The sequence below is a fragment of the Streptomyces sp. NPDC008238 genome, assembly GCF_042956445.1.
Lineage (GTDB): Bacteria > Actinomycetota > Actinomycetes > Streptomycetales > Streptomycetaceae > Actinacidiphila.
On sequence record NZ_JBIBGK010000001.1, the window covers coordinates 1,035,481 to 1,059,876 of the forward strand.

22 protein-coding genes and 1 pseudogene are annotated in these 24,396 nt (G+C 73.3%); 15 read left to right on the plus strand and 8 right to left on the minus strand.

Features of this window, described 5'->3' with window-relative positions; genetic code table 11:
• Window positions 1–34 precede the first annotated feature (34 nt).
• Window positions 35–2,173, plus strand: a complete 2,139-nt coding sequence (locus ACFZAU_RS04615) for a SpoIIE family protein phosphatase (protein ID WP_500551060.1) — start codon at window positions 35–37, stop codon at window positions 2,171–2,173.
• A gap of 46 nt (window positions 2,174–2,219) precedes the next feature.
• Window positions 2,220–3,860 (plus strand): phytoene desaturase family protein, encoded by a 1,641-nt coding sequence (locus ACFZAU_RS04620; protein ID WP_500551061.1) that lies wholly within the window; start codon window positions 2,220–2,222, stop codon window positions 3,858–3,860.
• Here ACFZAU_RS04620 and ACFZAU_RS04625 read toward each other — a convergent pair.
• Entirely contained in the window at window positions 3,840–5,795 is a 1,956-nt protein-coding gene (locus ACFZAU_RS04625; protein ID WP_500551062.1) for an FUSC family protein, read from the minus strand. The two genes, ACFZAU_RS04620 and ACFZAU_RS04625, sit on opposite strands and share 21 nt — an antisense overlap.
• Window positions 5,796–5,970: 175 nt before the next feature.
• Entirely contained in the window at window positions 5,971–7,038 is a 1,068-nt protein-coding gene (locus ACFZAU_RS04630; protein WP_500551063.1) for an alkene reductase, read from the minus strand.
• A 139-nt stretch (window positions 7,039–7,177) separates the two neighbouring features.
• Here ACFZAU_RS04630 and ACFZAU_RS04635 point away from each other — a divergent pair, with 139 nt between their 5' ends.
• The gene (locus tag ACFZAU_RS04635; protein ID WP_500551064.1) at window positions 7,178–7,543 is read left to right on the plus strand and encodes a winged helix-turn-helix transcriptional regulator; all 366 of its coding nucleotides are present in this window, start codon (window positions 7,178–7,180) and stop codon (window positions 7,541–7,543) included.
• Window positions 7,544–7,594: 51 nt separating this feature from the next.
• Here ACFZAU_RS04635 and ACFZAU_RS04640 read toward each other — a convergent pair whose 3' ends face one another.
• Window positions 7,595–8,119: a signal peptidase II gene (locus ACFZAU_RS04640; protein WP_499601173.1), complete on the minus strand. Its 525-nt coding sequence runs from the start codon at window positions 8,117–8,119 to the stop codon at window positions 7,595–7,597.
• A 164-nt stretch (window positions 8,120–8,283) separates the two neighbouring features.
• On the opposite strand from ACFZAU_RS04640, the gene ACFZAU_RS04645 reads away from it, so the two are divergent.
• From ACFZAU_RS04645 to ACFZAU_RS04700, 12 genes and pseudogenes are all read left to right on the plus strand, one after another.
• The gene (locus ACFZAU_RS04645) at window positions 8,284–8,769 is read left to right on the plus strand and encodes a MarR family winged helix-turn-helix transcriptional regulator (protein WP_500463858.1); all 486 of its coding nucleotides are present in this window, start codon (window positions 8,284–8,286) and stop codon (window positions 8,767–8,769) included.
• A gap of 190 nt (window positions 8,770–8,959) precedes the next feature.
• Window positions 8,960–10,024, plus strand: a complete 1,065-nt coding sequence (locus tag ACFZAU_RS04650) for a patatin-like phospholipase family protein (protein WP_500551065.1) — start codon at window positions 8,960–8,962, stop codon at window positions 10,022–10,024.
• Complete coding sequence (locus ACFZAU_RS04655; protein ID WP_500551066.1) at window positions 10,021–11,247, plus strand: macrolide family glycosyltransferase; 1,227 nt, start codon at window positions 10,021–10,023, stop codon at window positions 11,245–11,247. The genes ACFZAU_RS04650 and ACFZAU_RS04655 overlap by 4 nt, the downstream gene beginning before the upstream one ends.
• 3 nt (window positions 11,248–11,250) lie before the next feature.
• Window positions 11,251–11,739 carry a hypothetical protein gene (locus tag ACFZAU_RS04660; RefSeq protein WP_500551067.1) on the plus strand — a complete coding sequence of 163 codons (489 nt, stop codon included), beginning with the start codon at window positions 11,251–11,253 and terminating at the stop codon, window positions 11,737–11,739.
• Complete coding sequence (locus tag ACFZAU_RS04665; RefSeq protein WP_500551068.1) at window positions 11,736–12,704, plus strand: hypothetical protein; 969 nt, start codon at window positions 11,736–11,738, stop codon at window positions 12,702–12,704. Before ACFZAU_RS04660 ends, ACFZAU_RS04665 begins: the two co-directional genes overlap by 4 nt.
• Before the next feature lie 279 nt (window positions 12,705–12,983).
• Window positions 12,984–15,938, plus strand: a pseudogene (locus tag ACFZAU_RS04670) (M14 family metallopeptidase).
• 442 nt (window positions 15,939–16,380) lie between these two features.
• Entirely contained in the window at window positions 16,381–17,976 is a 1,596-nt protein-coding gene (locus ACFZAU_RS04675; RefSeq protein WP_500551069.1) for an ABC transporter substrate-binding protein, read from the plus strand.
• A gap of 127 nt (window positions 17,977–18,103) precedes the next feature.
• Window positions 18,104–18,691 (plus strand): helix-turn-helix domain-containing protein, encoded by a 588-nt coding sequence (locus ACFZAU_RS04680; protein WP_500551070.1) that lies wholly within the window; start codon window positions 18,104–18,106, stop codon window positions 18,689–18,691.
• A 93-nt stretch (window positions 18,692–18,784) separates the two neighbouring features.
• Window positions 18,785–19,699, plus strand: a complete 915-nt coding sequence (locus ACFZAU_RS04685) for a class I SAM-dependent methyltransferase (RefSeq protein WP_500551071.1) — start codon at window positions 18,785–18,787, stop codon at window positions 19,697–19,699.
• Between the two features lie 187 nt (window positions 19,700–19,886).
• The gene (locus tag ACFZAU_RS04690; protein ID WP_499601183.1) at window positions 19,887–20,426 is read left to right on the plus strand and encodes a manganese efflux pump MntP; all 540 of its coding nucleotides are present in this window, start codon (window positions 19,887–19,889) and stop codon (window positions 20,424–20,426) included.
• 51 nt (window positions 20,427–20,477) lie between these two features.
• Window positions 20,478–20,789, plus strand: coding sequence for a hypothetical protein (locus tag ACFZAU_RS04695; RefSeq protein ID WP_500551072.1), 312 nt, complete (start codon window positions 20,478–20,480; stop codon window positions 20,787–20,789).
• Window positions 20,789–21,085 carry a DUF7336 domain-containing protein gene (locus ACFZAU_RS04700; RefSeq protein WP_500551073.1) on the plus strand — a complete coding sequence of 99 codons (297 nt, stop codon included), beginning with the start codon at window positions 20,789–20,791 and terminating at the stop codon, window positions 21,083–21,085. The genes ACFZAU_RS04695 and ACFZAU_RS04700 overlap by 1 nt, the downstream gene beginning before the upstream one ends.
• A 16-nt stretch (window positions 21,086–21,101) precedes the next feature.
• Here the strand turns inward: ACFZAU_RS04700 and pqqE are convergent, their stop codons facing one another.
• From pqqE to pqqA, 5 genes are all read right to left on the minus strand, one after another.
• The gene (gene pqqE / locus ACFZAU_RS04705) at window positions 21,102–22,217 is read right to left on the minus strand and encodes a pyrroloquinoline quinone biosynthesis protein PqqE (protein WP_500551074.1); all 1,116 of its coding nucleotides are present in this window, start codon (window positions 22,215–22,217) and stop codon (window positions 21,102–21,104) included.
• Window positions 22,210–22,539, minus strand: a complete 330-nt coding sequence (pqqD, locus tag ACFZAU_RS04710; RefSeq protein WP_499601186.1) for a pyrroloquinoline quinone biosynthesis peptide chaperone PqqD — start codon at window positions 22,537–22,539, stop codon at window positions 22,210–22,212. Before pqqD ends, pqqE begins: the two co-directional genes overlap by 8 nt.
• Window positions 22,540–22,544: 5 nt before the next feature.
• Window positions 22,545–23,255, minus strand: a complete 711-nt coding sequence (gene pqqC / locus ACFZAU_RS04715) for a pyrroloquinoline-quinone synthase PqqC (protein ID WP_500551075.1) — start codon at window positions 23,253–23,255, stop codon at window positions 22,545–22,547.
• Between the two features lie 4 nt (window positions 23,256–23,259).
• The gene (gene pqqB / locus ACFZAU_RS04720; RefSeq protein WP_500551076.1) at window positions 23,260–24,147 is read right to left on the minus strand and encodes a pyrroloquinoline quinone biosynthesis protein PqqB; all 888 of its coding nucleotides are present in this window, start codon (window positions 24,145–24,147) and stop codon (window positions 23,260–23,262) included.
• 112 nt (window positions 24,148–24,259) lie between these two features.
• Window positions 24,260–24,355 carry a pyrroloquinoline quinone precursor peptide PqqA gene (gene pqqA, locus ACFZAU_RS04725; protein ID WP_499601189.1) on the minus strand — a complete coding sequence of 32 codons (96 nt, stop codon included), beginning with the start codon at window positions 24,353–24,355 and terminating at the stop codon, window positions 24,260–24,262.
• Window positions 24,356–24,396 lie beyond the last annotated feature (41 nt).

Consider the following 24,396-nt stretch of genomic DNA (forward strand, 5'->3'; position numbering starts at 1 on the left):
GGCGAACGCGGTGACCCGGCATGACGTGAGGCCGATGACGGGCGGCCTGCGGCGGCTCGCCGGCCTGTTCGAGGGTCTCGTCCGCGACACCGACACCGCGGTGGGCATGCTCTACGTCCTCGCGCCGGGGGAGCGGTCGCTGGAACTGGTGGCCCTGTCCGGTACGTCCCAGCGGATCGCCGCCCCCTGGGCGCGGATGTCCCTGGACGACGCGGCACCGGTCGCGCAGGCGGTACGGGATCATGCGCTGGTGTGGGTCGGCAACTCCCGGGAGCTGGCCCAGCGCTTCCCCCGGGTCGCGCTGGTGGCCCCCTACGAGATCATGCTGGCGGCGGCGCCTATCACCGACGGCAACGTGACGTGGGGCGCGGTGTGCCTGATGTGGCCCGCCTGGCACCCGCCGGTCCTGAGCCCCTTCGAGCGGGACGTGATCGGCATCTTCTGCGGGAGGTCGGGGCGGCTCCTGAGGCACTACGCGGACCGGGGCCATCCCGTCGTCGCCGGCCCGGACGTCCTCACCCTGCGGTCGGTGCGCCGCCGCACGCCGGGCCGGGCCGAGGCCCTCGCGGCGTACGACTTCGCCGAGCGGCTGCCGACCGGATGCTGCTCCCTGGACCTGGAGGGCCGGGTCAGGTTCCTCAACGCGGCGGCCGAGGACCTGCTCGGCGTCGGCGCCGCGGACCTGATGGGATCACCGCCGTGGGAGCGCCTGCTGTGGATGGACGGCCCGGCGTTCGAGGACGCGTACCGCGCCGCCGTCATCAGCAAGCAGACCACCGCCTTCACCGCCCTGCGCCCCCCTGACCAGTGGCTGTCCTTCCGCCTCGACCCGGGGCCCTCCGGGATCAGCGTCACCGTCACCCCGGCGGAGGGGGAGCCCGCGCCGCCCGCCGACGGCCCGGCCGTCCCTCCCGGCGCCCGCGGAACGGTCGGCGCCTCGGCCATGTACCAGCTGATGTACCTGGCCGCGACGCTCACCGAGGCGGTCGGCGTGCAGGACGTGGTCGACCAGGTCGCCGACCAGTTGGTCCCGGCGTTCGAGGCCCAGGGACTGGTCGTGCTCACCGCCGAGGGCGGGCGGCTGCGCGTCGTCGGGCACCGCGGCTACAGCGACGAGTTCATGGCCCAGGTCGACGGCGCGCCCCTGACCTCCTCCATCGTGACCGCCCGGGCCCTCACCCGCGGCACCCCGCTGTTCTTCCCCAGCTACGCCGACCTGCACCGCGCCTACCCGCTGGCCCTGCGCTTCCGCAACAGGGACGCGTGGGCCTTCCTGCCGCTGATCACCTCGGGACGGCCGGTCGGACTGCTCGTCCTGTCCTACGACCGGTCCCGCCCCTTCCCCCAGGCCGAGCGCAACGTCCTCATCGCCCTGGCCGGGCTGATCGCGCAGGCCCTGGACCGCGCCCACCTCTACGACACCAAGCACCAGCTCGCCCGCACCCTGCAGACCGGCCTGCTGCCCAAGGAACTGCCCCGGATACCGGGCCTCGACGTCGCCGCCCGCTACCTGCCGGCCGGCCACGGGAGCGAGATCGGCGGCGACTTCTACGACCTCATACGCTGCGGCCCCCGCTGCGCGGCCGTCACCATCGGCGACGTCCAGGGGCACAACCTGCAGGCCGCGGCCCTCATGGGACAGGTCCGCATCGCCGTCCACGCCCACGCCACCGCCCACTCCTCACCGGGCGACGTGCTGGCCCGGACCAACCGTCTGCTCTCCGACCTGGACACCGGCCTGTTCACGAGTTGCCTCTTCGCCCACATCGACCTGGAGCGGCACGTCGGCCGGCTCGCCACCGCCGGCCACCCGCCGCCCCTGATCCGCCACCCCGACGGCCGCGCGGGCATCCTCGGCATGACGCCGGGCCTGCTGCTGGGCATCGCGCCGGACGGCGACTACCCCACCGAGGAGATCCCGCTGCCCCCGGGCACGCTGCTGGCGCTGTACACCGACGGCCTCGTCGAATCGCCCGGCGTCGACGCCGAGTCCGCCGCGCGCGACCTGGTGCGGCACCTGGTCGACACGGCCGACCGGGGCGTGGACGCCGTCGCGGACGGTCTCCTCGAACACGCCCTGCGGACCTCCCCCGGAACCGACGACACGGCCCTGCTGATCGTCCGCCCGGACGGTTCCGCGGCCAACCCACCGGCGAACGGAGGACAGGGATGAACCCTTGCGGAAGCGGGAGGACCGACGGAGCGGGGAGGGCCGCGCGATGACGGCCGGCGACTCCTACGACGCGGTCGTCGTCGGCGGCGGCCACAACGGACTGGTGGCGGCCCTGTACCTGGCGCGCGCGGGGTGGTCGGTGGCCGTGCTGGAGCGCAACGCCCGCATCGGAGGAGCCATCGCGGACGGCAAGGTGACCCAGCCCGGGTTCGTGCACGACCTGTACTCCACCAACCAGAACCTCTTCCTCGGCTCCCGGGCGCACGCCGACTTCGGCGCCGAACTCGCCCGCCACGGGCTGCGGTTCCGCACCACGGACCGGCCCTACGCCAATGTGTTCCCCGACGGCCGCAGCGTCCGGGTCTACGGCGACCACGCGCGCACGACGCAGGAACTGGCCGCACACGACGCCCGGGACGCCGAGGGCTTCGAGGGCCTCTACCGCGAGTACCGGCGGTTCGCGCCCCACCTGTTCGCGCTGTACGGGTCCGCGCTGCCGTCCCGTTCGGCGGCGCGCGAGGTGCTGGGCCTGCTGCGCCGCCACGGTGTGCGCGGCGCGGCGGACCTGGCGCACACGCTGCTCATGAGCACCCGCGAACTGGGCGAGGTCTGGTTCGCCACGCGCGAGGCGCAGGCGATGGCGGCCTGCTGGGGCATGCACCTGGACTTCGCGCCGGACGTCTCCGGCGGGGCGATGTTCCCCTTCCTGGAACTGTTCGCGGACATGGAGAACGGCATGTCCGTCGTCGAGGGCGGCGCGGGGCGGCTGCCGGAGGCGCTCGCGGCCGTGCTCGCCGACCACGGCGGCGAGGTGCGCACCGGTGTCGAGGTCACGCGCGTGCTGTGCCGTGACGGGCGGGCCGTCGGCGTGCGCACCGCGGACGGCGCCACGGTGACCGCGCGGCGCGCGGTGGTCGCGAACACCGCTCCCGGCGTGCTCTACCGGCACCTGCTGGAACCGGAGCAGGTGCCCGCGCGCGTGCGCCGCCAGGCGGACCGCTTCCTGTACGGCCCGGGCACGCTGATGCTGCACCTCGCGCTCGACGGCCCCCTGCCGTGGGCGGCGGGCGAGGAACTGTCCGGCTTCGGGTACGTCCACGTGGCGCCGTACGTCGACGACCTCGCGCGCACCTACACCGAGTCGCAGGCGGGGCTGCTGCCCGCGGACCCGCTGCTGATCGTCGGTCAGACCTCCGCGGTCGACCCCACGCGGGCCCCCGCCGGCCGCCAGGTCGTGTGGATCCAGGTCCGTACGATGCCCGTCCGCATCCGCGGTGACGCGGCGGGCACGATCACGCAGACCGGGTGGCCCGAGGTCGCCGAGGCGATGACCGACCGGGTGCTGGCCAAGCTGGAGCGGTACGCACCCGGCTGCCGGGCCCGGATCGCCGGCGTCACCGCGTACACCCCGCGGGACCTGGAGGCGGCCGATCCCAACCTGGTCGGCGGGGACAGCACCGGGGGCAGCCACCACCTGGCCCAGAACTTCCTGTTCCGGCCGATGCCGGGGCACGGCGGCTACCGCACCGCGGTCCCCGGCCTGTACCTGACCGGTGCCGCGACGTGGCCCGGTGCCGGGAACAACGCCGCGTCGGGGCACCTCGCGGCGTGCCGGGTGCTGAAGGACTCCCGTCCGCGGCCGCGCGGCCGACGGGCCCGGGCGGGCTCAGCGCCGGCCGCGCCGTAGTGGGCGGCAGCGACATTCCTCGGGGTGAGGGGTACTCAGGGCGCTGTGGAGAGCGTCCAGAGCGGCCTCCAGACGGGCCGGCGTCGTCGGGCCGGGAAGGCCGAGGGGCGGGGGAGGGGCGCCCGTCGCCGCGGCATCGGCGAGCGTGTCGAAGGCGTGCGCGACCCGCGCGGCGTCGCCTGGTCCGGGCCGTGCCCGCGGGGGGAGCGGACGGGTGGTGGAGATGGCCAGGTAGCCGAGTTGCTGGGTGGCGGCGATGGCGGGCCAGAGCCGGGCGAGTTCGCAGGGCGCGGGGCGGTCGCCCGCGGCGCTGTCGGCGACGGTGCGGAGGTTGATCAGGTCGGTGCGCAGGCGGTGCCGGGCCGTCGCGGCGGGGGTGTGCCCGGCGTCGTCGCCGGCGGTGAGGATCAGGTGCCAGGCCGCGCCTTCCGCGCGGATGACGTGGGCGAGGGTGCCGGCGAGCCGGACGGTCGAGGTGCGCCGGCACAGCGTGAGACCCGCCGCCACGCCGACGGCGCAGCCGCACACCGTGTCGAGGAGGCGGGCGGTGACGAGGTGTTCCACGGGCAGCGCCGGCTGCGCGGCCTCGGTCAGGAACAGCGACAGCGGAGTGATGAAGGCGACGCCGAGGGCGTAGTTGTGGGCCAGGACGGCTTCCGCGGCGAACTGGGCGAGCATCACGGCCGCCACCAGCGCCGCCGCGCCGGGGTGGAACGCCAGGACGGCCCCGCCGAGCAGGACGCCCGCGGCGGTGCCGGCGCCCCGTTGCAGGCCGCGCCGGAGCACGGTGGTGACGTTGGCGCCCTGCAGCACGACGATGGCGGCGCCGGAGGCCCAGTACGGCTGCGCGAGGCCGCTCAGGTGGGCGAGCCAGCCGGCGACGACGGCGCCCGACCCGACGCGCAGCGCCGCGGGCAGGACCAGCGAGTGCCGTTTCCTGGCGGAGGCCAGCAGCCGTGTGGCGCTGGACGGTTCGAGGAGTTCGCCCGTGTCGGCCGGCGGCGCCCCCGACACGGCGTCGCGCACCGCCCGTTCGACCTCGCCGCGTACGGCGCGCCGCGCGGCGGGCTCCGTTCCGGGCCCGGGCTCTGTTCCGGGCCCGGGCGGCGGGAGCGGGGCGGCCGTACGGCGCTCGCGGAGGCAGCCGGCGGTGCGGCGCAGCGCCGCGGTCAGTTCCCGCGGGAGCGGCTCGCGCGGGGCCGCGGCGGCCCGGACGGCGGCGGCGAACACGTGGTGGGCCTGGCGTACGGCGGGCCGCAGCCGTGCCCGGCCGCCGGCCCGGAGGGGCTGGGGCGGGGCCGCGACGGCGTACCAGGCGGTGCGCAGCGCGATGGCGGCCTGGTGCTGGGCGGCGTCCTGACGGGGTCCGCCGATCGCGTCGAGGTAGGCGGCGAGTTGTTCGTAGGCGTCGGCGACGGCCCTGGTCTCCGGCCCGTCCCGGTCGATCAGGAACCCCGACATCGAGACCAGCCAGGCGCAGGCCGCGCCGGCCGCGGTGAGCGCGACGCGCTGACCGGTCAGCGCCGCGTCGGCGGGCAGCGGGGTCGACATCGCACAGGCGAGGGCGAACAGGTAACCGCCCGGCGGCCCGATCCGCAGCGCGTCGCAGACATACGTGGCGACCGCGCCGACGAGGCCGATGACGACCGGCGCGAGCCAGGTCCTGCCCCCGGCCAGCGACCCGGCGGCGACGGAGAGCACGAAGCCCGCCCCCACCCCGGCCAGGAGCACCGCCCGCCTGCCGTAGGGCTCCTTGGCACCGTAGACGGCGCTGAAGGCACCCATGGTGGCGGTCAGCCCCCACGCCAGGTGGCCCGTTGCGGCACCGGCGGTCAGGGGGATGCCCATGCTCGACGCCGCGCGCAGACCGGCGGCGTACCGGTAGCCGGGACCGCCGCCCGGGCGCAGGGCGTCCCCGCAGGAAGCCGCCGGCACGGGTGGCTGGGAACTGGGGCAAGCTCGTGGCCTCCGAACGTCCGGACGGCGATGGACCCCGTGCCCCGCCCGCGCCGTGGGACGAGTCCTACCAGAGCGCCGGGCGCGTCCCCGGGAGGGGAGGCGCCCGGCGCGTCCGCCCGTGGCGCGCCGCCGGGGCGGCGCGCGGGCGGGGTCAGACGAGGGCCGGGTAGTCGGTGTAGCCCCGCTCGTCGCCGCCGTAGAAGCTCGCCGGGTCCGCGGTGTTGTAGGGCCCCTGGGCCTTGATGCGGCTGACCAGGTCGGGGTTGGCGAGGAAGGCCCGGCCGAGGGTGACGGCGTCGGCGACGCCCTCGGCGAAGACGTCGGCCAGCGCCTCGTGGGGCGGGCGCTCGTCGTCGTACTGGGGGTTGAGGACGAGCGTGCCGGGCCAGGCGGCACGGATCTTGCGCGTCAGGTCGCGTCCGGCCTGCTCACGGGTGTGGACGTAGGCGAGCGGCAGGTCCGACAGGGCGGTGAGCAGGGCGGTGTACAGCTCGACGGGGTCGTTCTCGACGATGCCCTGGTCCGTGATGCCGGGGGAGATGCGCAGTCCGACGCGCTCCGCGCCGACGGCCTCGGCCACGGCCCTGACGGTCTCCACGACGAAGCGGATGCGGTTCTCGGTGCTGCCGCCCCAGCGGTCGGTGCGGAGGTTGACGCTGTCGGAGAGGAACTGGTGGAGCAGGTAGCCGGAGGCGGAGTGGAGCTCCACGCCGTCGAAGCCGGCGGCGATCGCGTTGCGCGCCGCCGAGGCGTGGTCGGCGATCGTCCCGAGGATCTCCTCCTCGGTCAGTTCGCGCGGGACGTCGTGCTCCTTCGGCCCCTCGGCGGTGTACGTGACGCCGGGCGCCCGCACGGCCGACGGCGCCACGGGGACCAGGCCGGTCAGGTCCCGGTGGCCGATCCGGCCGGAGTGCATGATCTGGGCGAAGATGCGGCCGCCCGCTGCGTGGACGGCGTCGGTCACGGTGCGCCACGCGGCCACCTGCTCGTCGCTGTGCAGGCCCGGGGTCGCGTTGTAGCCCTGGCCGACCCGGTTGGGCTGGGTGCCCTCGGTGATGATCAGCGCGGCCGCCCCGGCCCGCTGCGTGTAGTAGTCGACCATGGCCTCGGTGGCGAGTCCGCCCTCGGCGGTCGCGCGGTTGCGGGTCATGGGCGACATGAAGATCCGGTGGGGGACCTGGGTCTCACCGACGGTGATGGGCTCGAACGGTGTGGTCATCTCTGGTGCTTCCTTGTCCGGCGGAGGGTACGGCCACCCCAGGGATAGGGGCTATCCATTCGAAAGTGGCTGGCCGGGTGAAAGCTAACAGGGTCTATCCCCTGTGGGCAAGTCGCTATCCATTGGTAAGCTGGCTGGTATGAGCGGTTACGAGCCCGACTTCTGCCCTCGCTACCACCTGGCCGTCGAGATGATCGGACGCCGGTGGGCGGGGGTGATCCTGCGTGAGCTGCTCCGTGGCGCGACGCACTTCCGCCAGATCAGCGACGCCATCCCCGACATCACCGACAAGCTGCTGTCGGACCGCCTCAAGCGCTTCGAGCAGGAGGGCGTGGTCGAACGCCACGTCCTGCCGACCACCCCGGTGACCATCGAGTACCACCTCACCGCCAAGGGCCGCGCCCTGGAGGAGGTCGTCCGGGAGATCTCGACGTGGGCCGAGTCGTGGCTGCCGGCCGATGAGGAGGCGGCTGCGTCCGGCGAGGACGTCGAGTCGGCGGCGTGAGGCCGCGCCGCGGCCGCACGCCCTGCGCGTGCGCCGCGTCCTGCGGTGCGGTTACCGCTCCAGCGCCCCGGTTCCGGCGGTGCCGCTCGCTCCCGCGCCGCTCGCGGCGGCGGCACGCAACGGGACGCCGCGGAAGGTCTGGATGAGCACGATCACGGCACCCGCCGTGACGCACTGGTCGGCGAGGTTGAAGATCCCGGAATCGCCGACCTGGATGAAGTCCAGCACGGCGCCCCGGCCGAACCCGGGGGTGCGGAAGAGGCGGTCGGCGAGGTTGCCGCCGGCGCCCGCGAAGATCAGCCCGAGGCCGGCCGCCCAGCCCGTGGAACGCACGGAACCGGCGACCCGCGTGATGGCCGCCAGCGCCACGATCGCCACCAGGGTGAAGAGCAGGGTCGCGCGGGGTGCGAAGGAGCCGGCCGCCCCGGAGTTGCGGAACGCGGTGAAGGTCACCGCACCGCCCAGGGCGTACCTGGGCTCGTGGCCCTCGACGACCACGGCGGCGATCGCCTTCGTGATCTGGTCCACGGCCAGTCCGGCCGCCGCAACCGTCCACAGCAGATACGCCCGCCGCACCGCCCACCTCCTGATCGCTGGTGACCGCACCGAGCGTACGCGCCGCTCCCGGCGGAGGGGTGGGCGCCCGGAGCGGGCGCCCGGAACGGGGCGGCGGTGCCCGGCCGGTATGCGGTATCACTCGATACGGTATTGAATGTGTGGATGGCTGGTAATGTGCGTCCATGACTGCCGACACCCCTCGTGAGGCCGGTGCCCCGCGTGCCACCGACCGTCCCGGCGACACCTCGCCGTTCGCCCTGGGCCTGCTGCTGCGCCGGGCGCACTGGCGTGCCGGTGCCGTGATGGTGGAGGCGCTCAGGCCGCTCGGCATCGAGATGCGGCACTTCGCGGTGCTGCTGGTCCTGGTCGGCCGCGGGCCCACGGTGCAGCGGGACCTGGCCGCGGCGACGGGGTCCGACAAGGCGGGGATCATGCGGGTCGTGGACGACCTGGAGCGCAAGGGACTCGCGGTCCGCAAGGGCGTCCCGGGGGACCGTCGGGTGCGGGCGGTGGAGATCACCCCGGCCGGCCTGGAGCTGTTCGACGCGGCCCACGAGGCGGCGGCGCCGCTGGCCGAGCGTCTGGTCGCGGACCTGGGCCCCGGTGAGGCCGAACTGCTGACGCGCCTTCTGACGCGCTTCGCCCACCCCGCGGGTGACGAGGTGTAGCAGCCGGACCGCAGGGAGGGTCTTCAGCCGCGTGGCGTGTCCGCCACGCGGCTTTTCGCTGGGTTAACGCAAGAAATTCTCACACGTGATGGTATCGGATGATACTACCTTTGTGTCATGAGATGGAGGGGGTGGGAGGTCGAGCCGCGGCACCGGTCCGATGCGGTGCCGCGGTCAAGGAAGGTGGATCATGAGGATCACCCGTGGCCGGACACCGGTCCCCTCGCCCCGCACGGAGGCCCGTGGCGGCCGGCCGGCGAGCGGCGCCGGGCCAGGCGGGCGCGCGCCCACCGTGCCCACCGCGGCCGACGGCCGTGTCGGCCGGCCCTGGCCTCCGGCGCCGGAGTCCCTGGGCGCCCTTCCCCGGCCCGTGGCCGCGGTGGTCGGCGCCGGCGGCGTGCTCGGGGCGGCACACGTCGGCCTGGGCTACGCGCTGGAAGAGCGCGGATTCGTCCCCGACATGATCGTCGGCACCTCGGTGGGCGCCCTGCTGGGCGCGATCGCGGCCGCCCACCCCGACGGGTCGGCGGCCTGGCTGGAGCGCGTCTGGACCGGCCTGCGCCGCCGTGAGGTGTACCCCCTCGGCTACCCGCCCTCACGGGCCAGCGTCTTCGCCGACCGCGGCCTGCGCCGGCTGATCGCCGGGTCGGGGCTGCCGTCCCGGATCGAGGACCTCCCCGTCCCCTTCACGGCGGTCGCCATGGACCTCGACACCGGGGCCGCCGCGCTCCTCGACCACGGCGACCTGGAGTCCGCCCTGCTGGCCAGCGCGGCCGTCCCCGGGATCCTGCCCCCGGTCGACCGCGAGGACAGGACGCTGGTCGACGGCGGCGTGATCGCCTACGTCCCGGTCCTGGCGGCCCTCCAGGCCGGGGCGGCCAGCGTCGTGGCGCTGTCGACCGGGCCCGAGGGCGCACCGCAGGACCGGGCCGTCCGGCGCCGCGGTGCCGGCGCGGTCGCCTCCAGGGCCGGCGTGCTCCTGATGCGGCACCAGATCGAACGCGATCTGCGCGAGGTTTCCCGGCACGTCCCGACCGTCGTGCTGCCGACCGGCATCGACACCTGGCCCGCGCCCTGGGACTTCGGCCACGCGCAGCGGCTGATCAGCACCGCGCGCCGTACGGCGGGGGACTTCCTCGACGCGCTGCGCGTCACCGGACCGGGCCTGTACCGGGCCGACGCACCCCTGCCGCTCCCGGCCGGCCCGTCCTGCCCGGCCGGGGCGGCACCCATCGCACCGGAGGACCTCCCGTGAGCACCGTCGCCTTCCTCAACATCGCCATGCACGGGCGGGTCAACCCGACCCTCCCGGTGGTCGCCGAACTCGTCCGGCGCGGGCACCGCGTCACCTACCACACCTCGGCCGCCTTCCAGGAGGAGATCGAGGCCGCGGGCGCCGAGGTGCACCCGTACGCCGGCGGCGAGCGGCCCCTCCCCGATCCGCCGACTCCGGTCGCGCTGCTGGAAGGGCTCGCCCACAGCGCCGTGACCCTGCTGCCCTCCGTGCTCACGGACCTGCGGCGCATCCGGCCGGACCTCGTCGTCCACGACAACGCCTGCCCGTGGGGCGCGATCGCCGCCCGCGAACTGGGCGTGCCGGCCGCCTCCTCGTTCACGACCTTCGCGTTCAACCACCTCGTGCCGAGCCCCACCCGCGTTTCCCGGGAGCTGCTGACCGCCGCCGCGGCCAGTCCCCGCAGCCTGCGCGGCTACCTGCGGTCGCGCCGGGAGCTGTGCCGGCGCTACGACGCACGCGGACTGCCCCTGACCGACCTGGGCAACATCCGGCAGCCGCTCAACCTCGTCTACACCTCCCGGGCGTTCCAGCCCAGGGCCGGGCACTTCGACGACACCTACCGCTTCGTGGGCCCCAGCATCGGCGCGCGCCCCCGCGACCCCTCCTTCCCCGTGGCCGAGTTGCGCGACCCCGTGGTGTACGCCTCGCTGGGCACGGTGTTCACCTCCGACCCACGACTGCTGCGTACCCTCGCCGGCGCCCTGGCCCCCCTGGCCGGCACGGTCGTCGTCTCCTCGGGACGCACCGACCCCGCCGCACTGGGCCCGCTGCCGCCCAACGTGCTCGTCCGCCCGTTCGTCCCGCAGCCCGAAGTGCTGCGGCGCGCCGCACTGTTCGTCACCCACGGGGGCATGAACAGCGTCAACGAGGCCCTGTACGCCGGTGTGCCGATGCTGATCGTCCCCCAGGGCGCCGACCAGCCCATGGTGGCCGGCCGCGTCGAGGAACTCGGCGCCGGACTCGCGCTCACCGGGCGGGACATCACCGAGGACGCCGTACGCGGCCGCGCCGCACGGCTGCTCCAGGGGCCCGGGTTCCGGGCGGCCACGGCCACCCTGCGGGCCGCCCAGCGCGAAGCCGGCGGATACCGGGGTGCCGCCGACGCGCTCGAGGATTACCTGCGTGCGGCCCGGTCCACCGGCCGGGCGCCCGCAGCCGCCGCCGGCGCGGGGCGGAGCTGAGCCGTGACACCCCTGGTCATCACAATGCTGACGCTCGCCGGGGTGTCCGAGGCCGCCGGGCGCATCGTGCCGCTGGCCGTGCGGCGTCCCGGCATGCCGCGCACGCTCGTGGCGGGATCGCTGCTGGGCGGGGGCCTGGTCGAGAGCGCAGTGTTCGCGCTGTGGCCGCCGACCGCGGCGACACTGGCCGAACTGGTGCTGTCCCGCCCGCCCGTGGGCGCCGCGCCGGTGTGGACCGCGGACTTGGCGGCCCCGCTGGTGTTCGCCGGCGTCCTCGCCTTCCCCTGGCTCGGACCCTTTCTCCACTTCCTGCTCTTCGCCGGGGTCGGGGCCGGTCTGGCCGGCCCGCTCGCCACGGCCACCGGCGCCGGCTGGTGGGAGGCGGCCGGCTGCGTGGCCGTCGCGGGAGCCGGACTGGGTCTCGCGGTCGAGGCCGTACGGCGCCTGGTCGTGCGGCTGGGCGCGACCGAGCCGCCGGAGGCGATCGCGTGAACGGCCACCTGCTCTGGGCGTTCGCGGTCGGGCCGGCCCTGATCGCCGAAGCGCTGCTGGCCCGGTACGAGGTGCTGGCCTACGGTGCCCGCTGGCGTGCCCCCGTCACCGAACTCCCGGCGGGCGTCCCCTACGCCCGCGGCGCCGCTCCCGGTGACCCCCCGGCCGCCTACCTCGTCTACCTGGACGGCATCGGCAAACGCCGGGTCCGCGACACCCGCGACGGCGGTCGACTCGTCACGGCCCTCCTGTCCCGGGCCCCGGAACTACGGGTGCTCGGCCAGGTCCAGCCGTACTCGCCCCTCGCCGACCCCCTGGCCGAACGGCCGGTGTGGGCACGGCTGCGCCGCCGCATCGGACTGCTGCTGTTCCTGCACAACGTCATGCAGATCTTCGTCGCCGCCGACCGCCACTACCGGCCCCTGTACAACCGGGCCGTCGGCCGCCAGATCGCCACCCAGCTCCGGTTCGCCGGCTACCGTCCCGGTAGCGGCACCCCCGTGGTGCTGCTGAGCTACAGCGGCGGCGCCCAGGTCGCCACCGGCGCCGTCGGCGAACTGCACGCCCAACTGCGGGCCCCCCTGCTGCTGATCACCCTCGGCGGCTTCCACAACGGCGCCAACGACCTCACCCACGCCGTGCACCTGCACCGGCTGACCAGCCCAGGCGACCGCATTGAACGGCTCGGCGGCTGGATCTTCCCGCAGCGCTGGCCACTGCTCCGGCTCAGCGGCTGGAACCGCGCCCGCCGCGCGGGCAAGATCACCACGCACCGTCTGGATCCGGCCACGCACGTCGGCCCGCAGAGCTACATTAGCCGGACCGCCCGGCTGCCCGACGGCCGCAGCCACCTCGACCGCACCGCCGACACCGTGATCGCGGTCATCCGCAGCGATGTGACCGTTTCCGCATCGCTGCCCTCGGACCCCACGCCGCCAAAGGGCCTTCCGGACCGGGAAAGCTGAACACCGGCCGACCCGCGAACGCGGAATGAGGTATTCCCGTCGATAGCAGGTTACCGCGAAGTAGACGCGGCCCATCACAAAGCGCGTTCACGGCGATCCCGCAATTCCCCACAGTCCGCGACCCGGCTTTCGAGCAATGGCGGCCGAATTCACCGCCACCGGACGGGAAATGCCCGCCCTGCGGCGCACCCGCCTCCCCGGACACGTCTTTCCCCGCATCTTGACTGGCGCCCCGACTTCTTATGGGATGGCGCCTCTGTCCTGGAACGACGTGAAGGGATGCTCGTGAGAACCAGATCCTTAACGATCGCTGCTGTCGGTGCCCTCGTCCTGTGCGGTGCGACGGTGGCGCCCATGGCACAGGCCCGCGACTCGGGCACGGCCGCCACCGAGGCGGACCCCGTCAAGGTGTACCGCGCAGAAGTGACCCGAGGTCAGATCCCGCTGCTGCTCCAGGCCGGCCAGGACGCGCACGAGCTGAGCGAGCGGCCGCCGGCGCAGGGCACGGCCACGGTCGAGGTCTACCTCACCGGCAAGCAGGCGAAGGAACTGGAGAAGGAAGGCGTACGGCTCACCGAGCGCACGCTCGGAGCGAGGGCCGAGGCGCGCGTGCAGGACGCCGCCGACAAGGTGTTCCGTCCGTACAGCGGCAAGGGCGGCATCAAGGAGGAGATCCTCGCCACCCAGCGCGCCAACCCCGGTCTGACCAAGGTCGTCTCGATCGGGAAGACTGTACGGGGGCAGGACATCCTAGCCCTCAAGCTCACCAAGGACGCCGCCAGGACGAAGGACGGCTCCAAGCCCTCCGTGCTGTACATGTCCAACCAGCACGCGCGTGAGTGGATCACGCCGGAGATGACCCGCCGGCTCATGCACCACTACCTGGACAACTAGCGGACCGACAAGCGGATCAAGAAGCTCGTCGACTCCACCGAGCTCTGGTTCCTGATATCCGCGAACCCGGACGGCTACGACTACACCTTCCAGAGCGAGGACAACCGCCTCTGGCGCAAGAACCTGCGGGACAACAACGGCGACGGCGTCATCACCGCGGGCGACGGCGTCGACCTCAACCGCAACTTCGCCTACAAGTGGGGCTACGACAACGAGGGCTCCTCGCCCAATCCGGCCAGCGAGACCTACCGCGGCGCGAGCCCGAACTCCGAGCCGGAGACGCGGGCCCTGGACGCGTTCCAGAAGCGCATCGACTTCACCTACGGCATCAACTACCACTCCGCCGCCGAACTGCTCCTGTACGGGGTCGGCTGGCAGGTGGCCACGGACACCCCCGACGACGTCCTCTACAAGGCGCTCGCCGGCACGCCGGACAACTCCGCGATCCCCGGCTACCACCCGCAGGTCTCCTCCGAGCTGTACACCACCAACGGCGAGGCGGACGGCCACGCGTCCAACGTCAACGGCCTGGCGATGTTCACGCCCGAGATGTCGACCTGCCAGACCGCGTCGGACATCGACCCCGACGACCAGTGGGTGGCCTCCGACTGTCAGTCGGGCTTCAACTTCCCGGACGACGAGAAGCTGATCGAGGACGAGTTCGAGAAGAACGTCCCGTTCGCGCTCTCCGTCGCCGAGACGGCGGCCCACCCCGACGTGCCCTCCTCCTCCGTGGGCCTGGACGCCGCCGACTTCACCCCGGGTTCCTTCACGACCTCCTACTCGCGCGGTGACGACCAGCAGGTCTCGGTCGTCGCCCGCAAGTCGCTGCGCGACAGGGAACTCAACTACCGCGTCAACGGCGGCCGCACGAAGGACGAGTCGCTGCGCTCCTGGCGGGGCGGTGAGACCTACGGCGGCGAGGACAACCTCTACTTCGACGAGTACCGTGCCACGGTCCGCGACGGGGACGTCGGCGACAAGGTCGAGGTGTGGTTCACCGGCCGGACCAAGAGCGGCAAGAAGGTCTCCAGCGAGCACTTCACGTACACCGTCGCCGACCGCCCCTGGGCGGACACCCTCGTCGTCGCCGAGGAGGGCGCGGCCGCCACGCAGACCAAGGCGTACGTCGACGCGCTGAAGGCGAACGGCCACCGCGCGGCCGTCTGGGACGTCGCCACGCAGGGCGTGCCCGACGCGCTCGGGGTCCTGGGCCACTTCGGTACCGTCGTGCACTACACGGGCGCGGCGCTGCCGGGCAACCCCACCCAGCTCGAGCTGCGCGCCTACCTCAACGAGGGCGGCAAGCTGATCGAGGCGGGCGAACGGACCGGCGGCAACGTGGCCCTGGCCGACGGCACCCCGTCGAACGACTTCGCGCAGTACTACCTCGGCGCGTACTCGCGCACGTCGACCAACGGCGCCACGGGCTTCGCCGGCGCGGGTGCGCTGGCCGGAGCCGGCGGTCCGCTCGGTGCCGCCACCGGCAACCCGCTGGACACGGCCGGAACGTACCGGGTGACCTCCGACTGGCTCGCGCCCGCCACGTTCCCGCAGTTCGGCAGCAAGGGAGCCGGCCGCTACACCGGGTCCGTCGCCTCGGACGCGCCCTACGCGGGCTCCTTCATGGCGGCCGCCGTCCACACCGACGACGCCTACAACCGGCTCACCCGGACGATCGACCTCAGCGGTGTGACCGCGGCCGACGCGCCGACCCTGCGCTCGCGGTTCCTGTGGGACACCGAGCCCGGCTACGACAACGCGATCCTGGAGGTCCACACCGTCGGCGGCGACGACTGGACCACCCTCCCCGAGGCGGGCGGTGCCACCGGTACGGCCGTGCCCGCCGAGTGCGAGGCCGGGTTCTACATCGCCGAGCACCCGTGGCTGACGCACTACCTGACCCCGGGCGCGAGCGGCTGCGGGGCGACCGGCACCTCGGGCGTCTGGAACAGCTTCACGGGCTCCTCCAGGGGCTGGCAGCAGGTGAACTTCGACCTGAGCGCCTACGCGGGCAAGAGGATCGAGGTCTCGCTCAGCTACGTCACCGACCCGGGCTCCGGCGGTCAGGGCGTCCAGGCCGACGAGGCCTCGCTGGTCATCGGGGGCGCGGTCACCGAGACCGAGGGCTTCGAGACCTCCCTCGGCCCCTGGACCGTCTCCGGACCGCCCGCGGGCAGCCCGCCCGCCCAGCGGGACTGGACGCGCACCGGCCCGCTGACGCAGGGGGCGGTCGTCACTGACGACACCGTGCTGCTGGGCTTCGGCCTCGAGCACGTGACCTCGGCGGCCGACCGCGCGACCCTGGTCCGCCAGGCGCTCAAGGCACTGCGGCGATGAGGGTCCGACCCGCCCGGCGACCCTGAGGCCGGGACGCGAGGAGCAGTACGTCAGGCGGTCCGTACCCATCGCGGGTACGGACCGCCTTTCGCTTTCCCCCCGGCGCCGTCCACACGGGAGCGGGCCGGAGCCGGCCGACAGGGCCACGGGGCGGCCCCGACCCCCCGGTAGTTCCGCCGGGCGCGAGTGCTTCTCCACCGTGCGGCAATCCGGCGTTCACCAAGCGGCGGCTAGGTTCGATGTTTTGGGCGTGAGCGCCGGTGCGGCGACGCGCGGCCTGATCTGCATATGTCATCGCATGCCGCCGTTCCGGCTGGTCACCCCGGTTTCCCGCCCCCGGGTGACGCCTGGCAGGATGAGCGACCGTCTGACGCGAATCGGAAAATAGTAACTGTATGCGCGTGAGCCAGCACAGGTTACCGCAAAGTAGTGAGGAAGTCTTGTGAGGAATCGAGTCCAGCGACTGGCGCTCCCGCTCTCCGTGACCGTGACGGCGGCCGTGGTCGCCGGCTGCGGCACGGGAGGGGCCGACGGGGGAGCCACCGGGAAGTCCCTCACGATGGGCATCACGGACAAGGTGACCGCGGTCGATCCGGCGTCCGGCTACGACGTCGGCTCCTGGATCGTCTTCAGCAACGTCTTCCAATCGCTGCTGAGTTTCCCCAAGGGCGCGACCACGCCCGAGCCGGAGGCGGCGCAGAGCTGCAAGTTCACCGACGAGGGCAGCAAGACCTTCGACTGCACGCTGCGCAAGGGCCTGAAGTTCAGCAACGGTGAGGCGCTGACGTCGCAGGACGTGAAGTTCTCCTTCGAGCGGACCGTCAAGATCAACGACGAGAACGGTCCCGCGGTGCTGCTGGACTCGATCAAGACGATCGACACCCCGTCGCCGGAGCGGGTGGTGTTCCACCTGAAGTACTCCGACGCGACGTTCCCGATGAAGATCGCCTCGGGTGCGGGGTCGATCGTGGACCACACGCAGTACCCGGCGGACAAGCTGCGCACCGACGGTGGGGCGACGGGTTCGGGCCCGTACAAGCTGGACTCCTACGAGGCCGGCGACAAGGCGGTGTTCACCGTCAACGACGATTACCAGGGGTCGGCGGAGATCCGTAACTCCGGTATGACGATGAAGTTCTTCGGTGACGAGCCGGCGTTGAAGACGGCGGTCGAGGACGGGTCGGTGGACCTGGCCTACCGTGGTCTGGACTCGGCCGACATCGCGTCGCTGCAGCGCAGTTCGATAGCCGGCGACACCGGGATCCAGGTGGTGGAGGGCACCGGTGCCGAGGTCCAGCACCTGGTGTTCAACGTCAAGGACCCGGTGGTGGGCAACAAGGCGGTGCGCCGGGCGGTGGCGTACGTGATCGACCGCAAGGCGTTCATCCGGGACGTGTACCAGCGCACGGCGACGCCGTTGTACTCGATCGTGCCGCAGGGCATCACCGGTCACAACACGGCGTTCTTCGACCGGTACGGCGAGGGCGGTGACGTGGCGGGCGCGCAGTCCGCGCTGTCGCAGGCGGGGATCACCGAGAAGGTGAAGTTCACGCTGTGGGCGACGCCGGTGCGTTTCGGGCCGGGCACGGTGGCGGAGCTGAAGGCGATCGCCAAGCAGCTCAACGACAGCGGGCTGTTCGACGTGGACGTCAAGACCACCGACGCCGACCAGTACGCCAAGGACATCGAGGCGGGCAAGTACGCGGCGTACGTGCGCGGCTGGGTGCCGGACTACCCGGACCCGGACAACTTCACCGCCCCGTTCTTCGGTGACGGCAACGTGCTGTCCAACAACTACGTCAACAAGAAGATCACCGGGCAGCTGATCCCGCGCACCGCCGCCGAGGCCGGCCGCGGCGACACCACCGCCGACTTCGAGGACCTGCAGTCCGCGGTGGCGGACGACGTGCCGATGATCCCGCTCTGGCAGGGCAAGCAGTACGTGGTCTCCAAGGACAACATCAACGGCCTGGAGTGGACCCTCGACCCCTCCACCGTCTTCCGCTTCTGGGAGATCCAGAAGGGCGCGTCCCAGTAGCCGACGCGCGACCGGTCGTCGACCACCGTCGGCGCCGACGCGGCAGCCGTGCTCCTCGCGGCTGCCGCGTCCCGGCGGCGCGGTCACGGAACGGGCGGTCTTGCCGTGAGCGCATAGAATCTTGCCCATGACGCAAGGCGATGGTGATCTGGACGGCCTGGTGAGGCAACGCATCCGCGCCCTGCGCGTCGCCCAGGGCTGGTCCCTGGAGGAACTGGCCGCCCGCGCCAACGTCAGCCAGTCCACGCTGTCCCGGATCGAGAACGGGCAGCGCCGGCTCGCCCTCGACCAGCTCGTCATCCTCGCCCGCGCCCTGGACACCTCCCTCGACCAGCTGGTCGAGACCGCTTCGGACGACGTCATCTCCCACCCGACGGCCGACAGGGCGCGCGGGCAGCTGCGCTGGCCGATCAAGGCGGAACCCGGCATGACCGTCGTACGGCAGCGCATGACGAGCCCGCCGCCCGACCAGCCGTCGCGCATGCGCGCCCACCCCGGCCGCGAATGGCTCGTCGTCCTGTCCGGCACCGCGGTCCTGCTGCTGGGCGACCGGCGGCTGCGGGTCGAGACCAACCAGGCGGCGGAGTTCCCCACGATGCTGCCGCACGCCATTGGAGCCGAGGGCGGACCGTGCGAGATCCTCGGCATCTTCGACCGCGACGCCCGGCGCGGGCACCAGCGCGGCGATGACGCCGGGAAGGCGTCATCACCGTGACGGTTTGCGCGTGCCGCAGCCCAGCCGGCCATCGTCTTGCGCTTTCCGGAAGCCACCGGGCCGCGGGCGTACCGCCCGGTTAGCGTGGCCGCCATGAACGCCCCCCGCCCTCAGGCAGCGCACCACGGCGCGCCCCACGTGCACGCACACGTCGACGTCCACGAGCACGGCCAGCAGCACGGCCAGGACCACGAGCACGACACGGAAGGCCAGGCGGAGATCCTCGACCTGGACGCGGAAGTGCTCGCCGAGCACACTGCGTCCATCACGGCCTGGCTGCCGGTCGGGAACGGCCCCCGCCGCGTCGTGGACCTCGGCTGCGGCACCGGAGCCGGAACCCTCGCCCTGCTCCGGCGCTTCCCCGACGCCCAGGTGACGGCCGTCGACTCCTCGGCCCCGCACCTGCAGCGCCTGCAGGCCAAGGCAGCCGCGGCCGGAGTGACCGACCGCGTACGCCTCGTCCACGCCGACCTCGACGCGACGGCCTGGCCCGACCTCGGCACCCCGGAACTCGTGTGGGCCTCGGCCTCCCTGCACCACATGGCCGACCCCGGCAGGACCCTGCGCCGGGTCCAGGACCTCCTGGCCCCGGGCGGCCTCCTCGCCGCCGTCGAACTGGCCGGGTTCCCGCGCTTCCTGCCCGAGGACGCCCCCGACGACGCTCCGGGCCTCGAGGAGCGCTGCCACGCCGCGCTCGACCGCCGGCACGCCGTGCACCTCCCGCACCGCGGCGCGGACTGGGGGGCCGAGCTGACCGGGGCCGGCTTCACCGTCGAAGCCGAACGCACCCTGGCCGTGGACATCGCGCCGCCGCCCACCGAGACCGTCACCCGCTACGCCCTCAGCACCCTGCGCCGGATGCGCGCCGCCGTCGCCGACGCCCTGACGCCGGACGACCTGGCCGCCCTGGACCGCCTGCTCGACGCCGACGCCCCCGGCAGCCTCGCGCGCCGCACCGACCTGCGGGTCCGCACCGAACGCACGGTCTGGGCCGCCCGCCGGCCCTGATCCGCTCCCCGGCCGGCGGAAGCGGCACCCGGGCCCGGCGAGTAGTGTGGGAAACGCCCCGGACACCGCTTCGCGGCCGCGTTCCCGGGCCCATCCGGGGCACGGGCCATCGTCCCTCACCCGACGGCCGGTCCACGGGGCGTACCGGCTCCGCCGCCGTCGGTCGTCGACGGGCAGCGACATCGCCATGATCTGGGAAGTACTGGTGCTGGGCTTCGTGCTCAGCCTCGACAATTTCCGGGTGTCGATCGCGCTCGGCACCGTCCCGTTCAGCCTGAGGCGCGCCGTGCAGGTCGCGCTCACCTTCGGGTTGTGGGACGCCGTCATGCCCCTGGTCGGGCTGCTGATCGGTCGCCGTATCGGGGATTCCGTCGGGGACGTCGCCGACCTCGTCGGCGCGGCCGCTCTCGGCGGATACGGTCTCTACCTCGTCGTCTCGGCCCTGCGGAACCCCGAGCCCCAGGAGTTGGACCACCCGTGGGCGCTGTTCGGCATCCCGCTGACGCTGAGCCTGGACAACCTGTTCGCCGGGGCGAGTCTGGGTCTCCTCGGGCTCTCTCCGTGGTTCTCGGCCGCCGTCTTCGGAATCGTGACGGCGGTGATGTCGCTGCTCGGGCTGCGCCTCGGGCGGGCCGCGGCACGTCTGATCCGCCTCCGCCCGGACCTGCTGAGCGGGGTCACCCTGATCATCGCCGCGGTGGCGCTGCCGCTGTGGCTCGGTGGCTAGTCGTTCGGCCCGGCGAGGTTGCGGACGCGCCGGCAAGGGAGAATTCCCGCCATGACAGAGGAACACGAACCCGACGGCGATCTCTACGTGCTGTGGCACGCGCGCCATCTCGTGGTGGAGCAGGACGGACGGGTCGTGCATCTCGATGCGGACGGCACCGTCCACCTGGACGAGGAGGAGTGGAGGATCATCGGTGTCTACCCGGACCAGGCGGTCGCGGAGAGGCAGCGGGAGATCTCCAGGAAGCTTCCAGGGTTCCGGGACGAACCTGATTGTTTCGAGATCGCACCCGTGACGGTGGACGAGGATCTGTGGAACCAGGGGTTCGTCACGGTGAATCCCGAAGGGCTCGGGCGGGACTGATGGGCCGGACGCTCTACCTCCTGGTGCACAGGCATCGCTTCGCGGACGAGCCGGGTGCTCCGGCCGCCGTCGACTTCATGGAAGACGGCGAACCGCTCTTCTGGGACGACAGCGAGGACAGCTTCACGTTCCTCGGCCTGTACTCGAGCCTGCAACGAGCGGAACGACGCATCGAGCAGGCGCGCACCCTGCCCGGGTTCAAGGACCATCCCCACGGCTTCCACGTGCACGAGTACACCGTGGGTCAGCCCCACTGGGCCGAAGGATTCCTCGTCGGCGAACCAACCGACGGCTGAGCAGGCAGTCGACGCGTCAGGCGGGTGCTCCCGGGGCGTGGGCCGGGGGGCGGGGGCGGTGCGGGCGGGGGACCAGGCGCGGGGCGCCGGTCCGCGAGCCGGTGCCGGCGGCCTCGACCGCCTCGGCCACCAGGTGGTGGTCGGGCGACAGGTGGCAGACCGGGTCGGTGCGGGCCGCGTCGCCGGTGAGCAGGAACGCCTGGCACCGGCAGCCGCCGAAGTCCACCTCCCGGCGGAAGCAGCTCCGGCAGGGCTCCGGCATCCAGTCCGTCCCGCGGAACGCGTTCATCACCGGCGACTCGGCCCAGATCCACGCCAGTGGGTGCTCCCGTACGCCGGCCCGCGGCAGCGGCAGGGACTGCGCGGCCGGGCAGGGCAGGACGTCGCCGTTGGGCGTCACGGTCAGCTGCCGGGACGCCCACCCGCCCATGCAGGGTTTCGGGTAGCGGCTGTAGTAGTCGGAGATGACGTAGACGACGTCCATGCGGTCCCGCAGGCGTTCACGGGCGGCCCGTACGACGGACTCGGCCGCCTCCAGCTGGGCCCGGCTCGGCAGCAGCGCGGCACGGTTCCGCCAGGCCCAGCCGTAGTACTGGGTGTTGGCCAGCTCCAGCCGGTCGGCGCCCACCTCCTCGGCCAGGCCGAGCACGTCGGCGACACGGTCGATGTTGTGCCGGTGCAGCACCACGTTCACGGTGAGGGGCCAGCCCAGTTCCTTGACCAGGTGCATCGCCTCGATCTTGCGCCGGAAGGACGGGGTGCCGGCGATCCGGTCGGAGGCGGCCGCCTCGGCGGCCTGGACGCTGACCTGCACGTGGTCGAGCCCGGCGGCCCGCAGCCGCTCGGCCCTCGGACGGGACAGGCCCAGCGCGCTGGTCACGAGGTTGGTGTACAGCCCCAGGTCGTGGGCGGCCGCCGCGATCTCCACCAGGTCGCGCCGCAGCAGTGGTTCACCGCCGGACAGGTGGCACTGCAGGACTCCCAGCTCGCCGGCCTCGGCCAGGACGCGCCGCCACTCGTCCGTGGTCAGCTCGTCCCGGTAGCGGGCCATCTCCAGGGGGTTGGAGCAGTACGGGCAGGCCAGCGGGCAGCGGTAGGTGAGTTCGGCAAGCAGCCCGAACGGGCTATCCATCGGTGAGCTCCATCCAGCGCCGGGCGACGAGCCGGGTCAGGAACCGCCGTACCTCGTCCTCGGGGACGGTCCGGTAGCGGGCGCCCAGTTCGGTCACGATCCCGGTCACGGTGTGCCGCCCGTCGCACAGTTCGAGGATCGCCGCGCCGGTGCCGTTCAGGACCACCACGGTCTCGGGGTGCAGCAGGACGTGGCGTTGCCTGGTCCGGCAGAAGCCGAGCCGGACGTGCCGTGCCAGCCGGGGCCGGTCCGGGCCGCACACCTCGACGCCGGGTCCCGTCCTGGTCCTGGTGCGGGTCGCTGCGGTCGGGGTCGGGTCCATGGCGGTCACTCCGGGTAGGCGTGGTCGATGGCGTCCATCAGGCTCCACAGGACGTCGCACTTGAAGGACAGCGCGGCGACGGCGCGTGCCCGGGACCCTTCGGAGAGGCAGTGCGACGTCACGACCTGGAGGGCGTGCTCGCAGTCCCGCGGCGCCTGTTCCAGGCGGGTCCGGAAGTAGGCGAGGCCCGCGGGGTCGATCCACGGGTACCAGCGCTCGAAGGCGGCCAGGCGCGCGGCCATCAGGTCGGGTGCGAACAGCTCGGTGAGCGAGGACGCCACCGCCTCCACCCAGGGGCGGGTCCGGGCGAAGTCCACGTAGGCGTCGACGGCGAACCGCACTCCGGGCACCAGGTGCCGGTGGTCGCGGACCTCCTCGCGGGTCAGCCCGGCGGCCTCGCCGAGGCTCAGCCACGCCTCGATGCCGCCCTCGCCGGCGGCGGTGCCGTCGTGGTCGGTGATCCGCCGGATCCAGCGGCGGCGGAACTCCAGGTCGGGGCAGTTGGCGAGGATCGCGGCGTCCTTGCGGGGGATGTTCTCCTGGTAGTAGAAGCGGTTGGCCACCCAGCCGCGGACCTGGTGCCGGCTCAGCCCGCCGGCGTTCATCCGGACGTGGAACGGGTGCTGGTCGTGGTAGCGCCGCGAGTGGGCCCGCAACGCCTCGACGAAGTCGTCGGCGCCGCTGCGCCCGGTCGTCCTCGTGGGTGTCGTCGTCACGGCCCTACACCTGGATCTCGAGGCCGTCCGTGGCCACTTCGACGCCGTTCTCCCGCAGCGCACGCCGCTCGGGCGCGTCCTCCAGGAGAACGGGGTTGGTGTTGTTGACGTGGACGAGGACCGTCCGTCCCGCGCGCAGCGACGGGAGCTGCGCCAGGCCGCCGTCCGGGCCGTCGATCGGCAGGTGGCCCATCTCCCGGGCCGTCCGGCCGGTCAGGCCGAGCCGTACGAGCTCGTCGTCGCGCCAGCAGGTGCCGTCGAACAGCAGGCATCCGCAGTCCTCGAGCTCCGTGCGCAGCGCCGGCGTCAGCGACTGCACCGCCGGCAGGTAGACCAGCGTGCCCCCGCCGTCCTCGTCGGTGAGCCGGTAGCCCACGACGCGGCCGTGGTCCTGGTCGGCCGCGAACCGGGCGCGTTTGGCGGTGGGCACGTCGAACGCCCGGCAGGTCAGCCCGTCCGCCAGGGCCAGGTCGGTGCCGGGCACCACCGCCCGCCACTCGACGGTGCAGTAGTGCCGCAGCGTGCTGAGGATTCCCGAGCCGTCGCACAGCGTCTTGTGCGCCGCCGGCGTGGCGTACACCCGCAGGGCGCGGGCCTCGCGCAACAGCAGCAGGCCCAGCGTGTGGTCCAGTTCGGCGTCGGTGAGCAGCACCGCCTCCAGCGGCGTCGTCCGGTCGCCCCGCGGGTGCAGGGCCGGGAAGGCCTCGAACTGGGCGCGCAGGTCGGGGGAGGCGTTGAGGAGGAACCACCGGCGGCGGTCGACGCTGACGGCGACCGAGGACTGCGTGCGCGCGGGGCCGGCCCCGGAGCGGACCGCGGCGCACACCGCGCACCCGCAGTTCCACTGCGGGGACCCGCCTCCCGCCGCCGAGCCCAGCACCCGCACCAGCACGCCGGTCCTCCGTTCGTCCCCTGACCGGGTCCGTCGCGGGCCCGGCCGCATGTCGGTGTCCCGAGCCGCCGGGGGGCCGCCGGAACCGGTCCGGCGCGCCACCCCGCACCCTCTAGTCCTCCAGCCGGGCGACGTAGGCGGTCACCTCGGCCGCGACGGGGATCTCCTCGAACTCGGGCGTCTCCCACACGATGAGCTGGGATTCCATGGACTCACCTCCTCTCCGCCGGACACGGCGGTCAGCGGCCG

Bases quoted from the DNA above. Each gene is read 5' to 3' on its own strand.
- ACFZAU_RS04615 (WP_500551060.1), top strand. From the start codon at position 35: ATGACGGGCGGCCTGCGGCGGCTCGCCGGCCTGTTCGAGGGTCTCGTC.
- ACFZAU_RS04620 (WP_500551061.1), top strand. From the start codon at position 2,220: ATGACGGCCGGCGACTCCTACGACGCGGTCGTCGTCGGCGGCGGCCAC.
- ACFZAU_RS04630 (WP_500551063.1), bottom strand. From the start codon at position 7,038: ATGACCACACCGTTCGAGCCCATCACCGTCGGTGAGACCCAGGTCCCC.
- ACFZAU_RS04635 (WP_500551064.1), top strand. From the start codon at position 7,178: ATGAGCGGTTACGAGCCCGACTTCTGCCCTCGCTACCACCTGGCCGTC.
- ACFZAU_RS04645 (WP_500463858.1), top strand. From the start codon at position 8,284: ATGACTGCCGACACCCCTCGTGAGGCCGGTGCCCCGCGTGCCACCGAC.
- ACFZAU_RS04650 (WP_500551065.1), top strand. From the start codon at position 8,960: ATGAGGATCACCCGTGGCCGGACACCGGTCCCCTCGCCCCGCACGGAG.
- ACFZAU_RS04680 (WP_500551070.1), top strand. From the start codon at position 18,104: ATGACGCAAGGCGATGGTGATCTGGACGGCCTGGTGAGGCAACGCATC.
- ACFZAU_RS04685 (WP_500551071.1), top strand. From the start codon at position 18,785: ATGAACGCCCCCCGCCCTCAGGCAGCGCACCACGGCGCGCCCCACGTG.
- ACFZAU_RS04690 (WP_499601183.1), top strand. From the start codon at position 19,887: ATGATCTGGGAAGTACTGGTGCTGGGCTTCGTGCTCAGCCTCGACAAT.
- ACFZAU_RS04695 (WP_500551072.1), top strand. From the start codon at position 20,478: ATGACAGAGGAACACGAACCCGACGGCGATCTCTACGTGCTGTGGCAC.
- ACFZAU_RS04700 (WP_500551073.1), top strand. From the start codon at position 20,789: ATGGGCCGGACGCTCTACCTCCTGGTGCACAGGCATCGCTTCGCGGAC.
- pqqE (WP_500551074.1), bottom strand. From the start codon at position 22,217: ATGGATAGCCCGTTCGGGCTGCTTGCCGAACTCACCTACCGCTGCCCG.
- pqqD (WP_499601186.1), bottom strand. From the start codon at position 22,539: ATGGACCCGACCCCGACCGCAGCGACCCGCACCAGGACCAGGACGGGA.
- pqqA (WP_499601189.1), bottom strand. From the start codon at position 24,355: ATGGAATCCCAGCTCATCGTGTGGGAGACGCCCGAGTTCGAGGAGATC.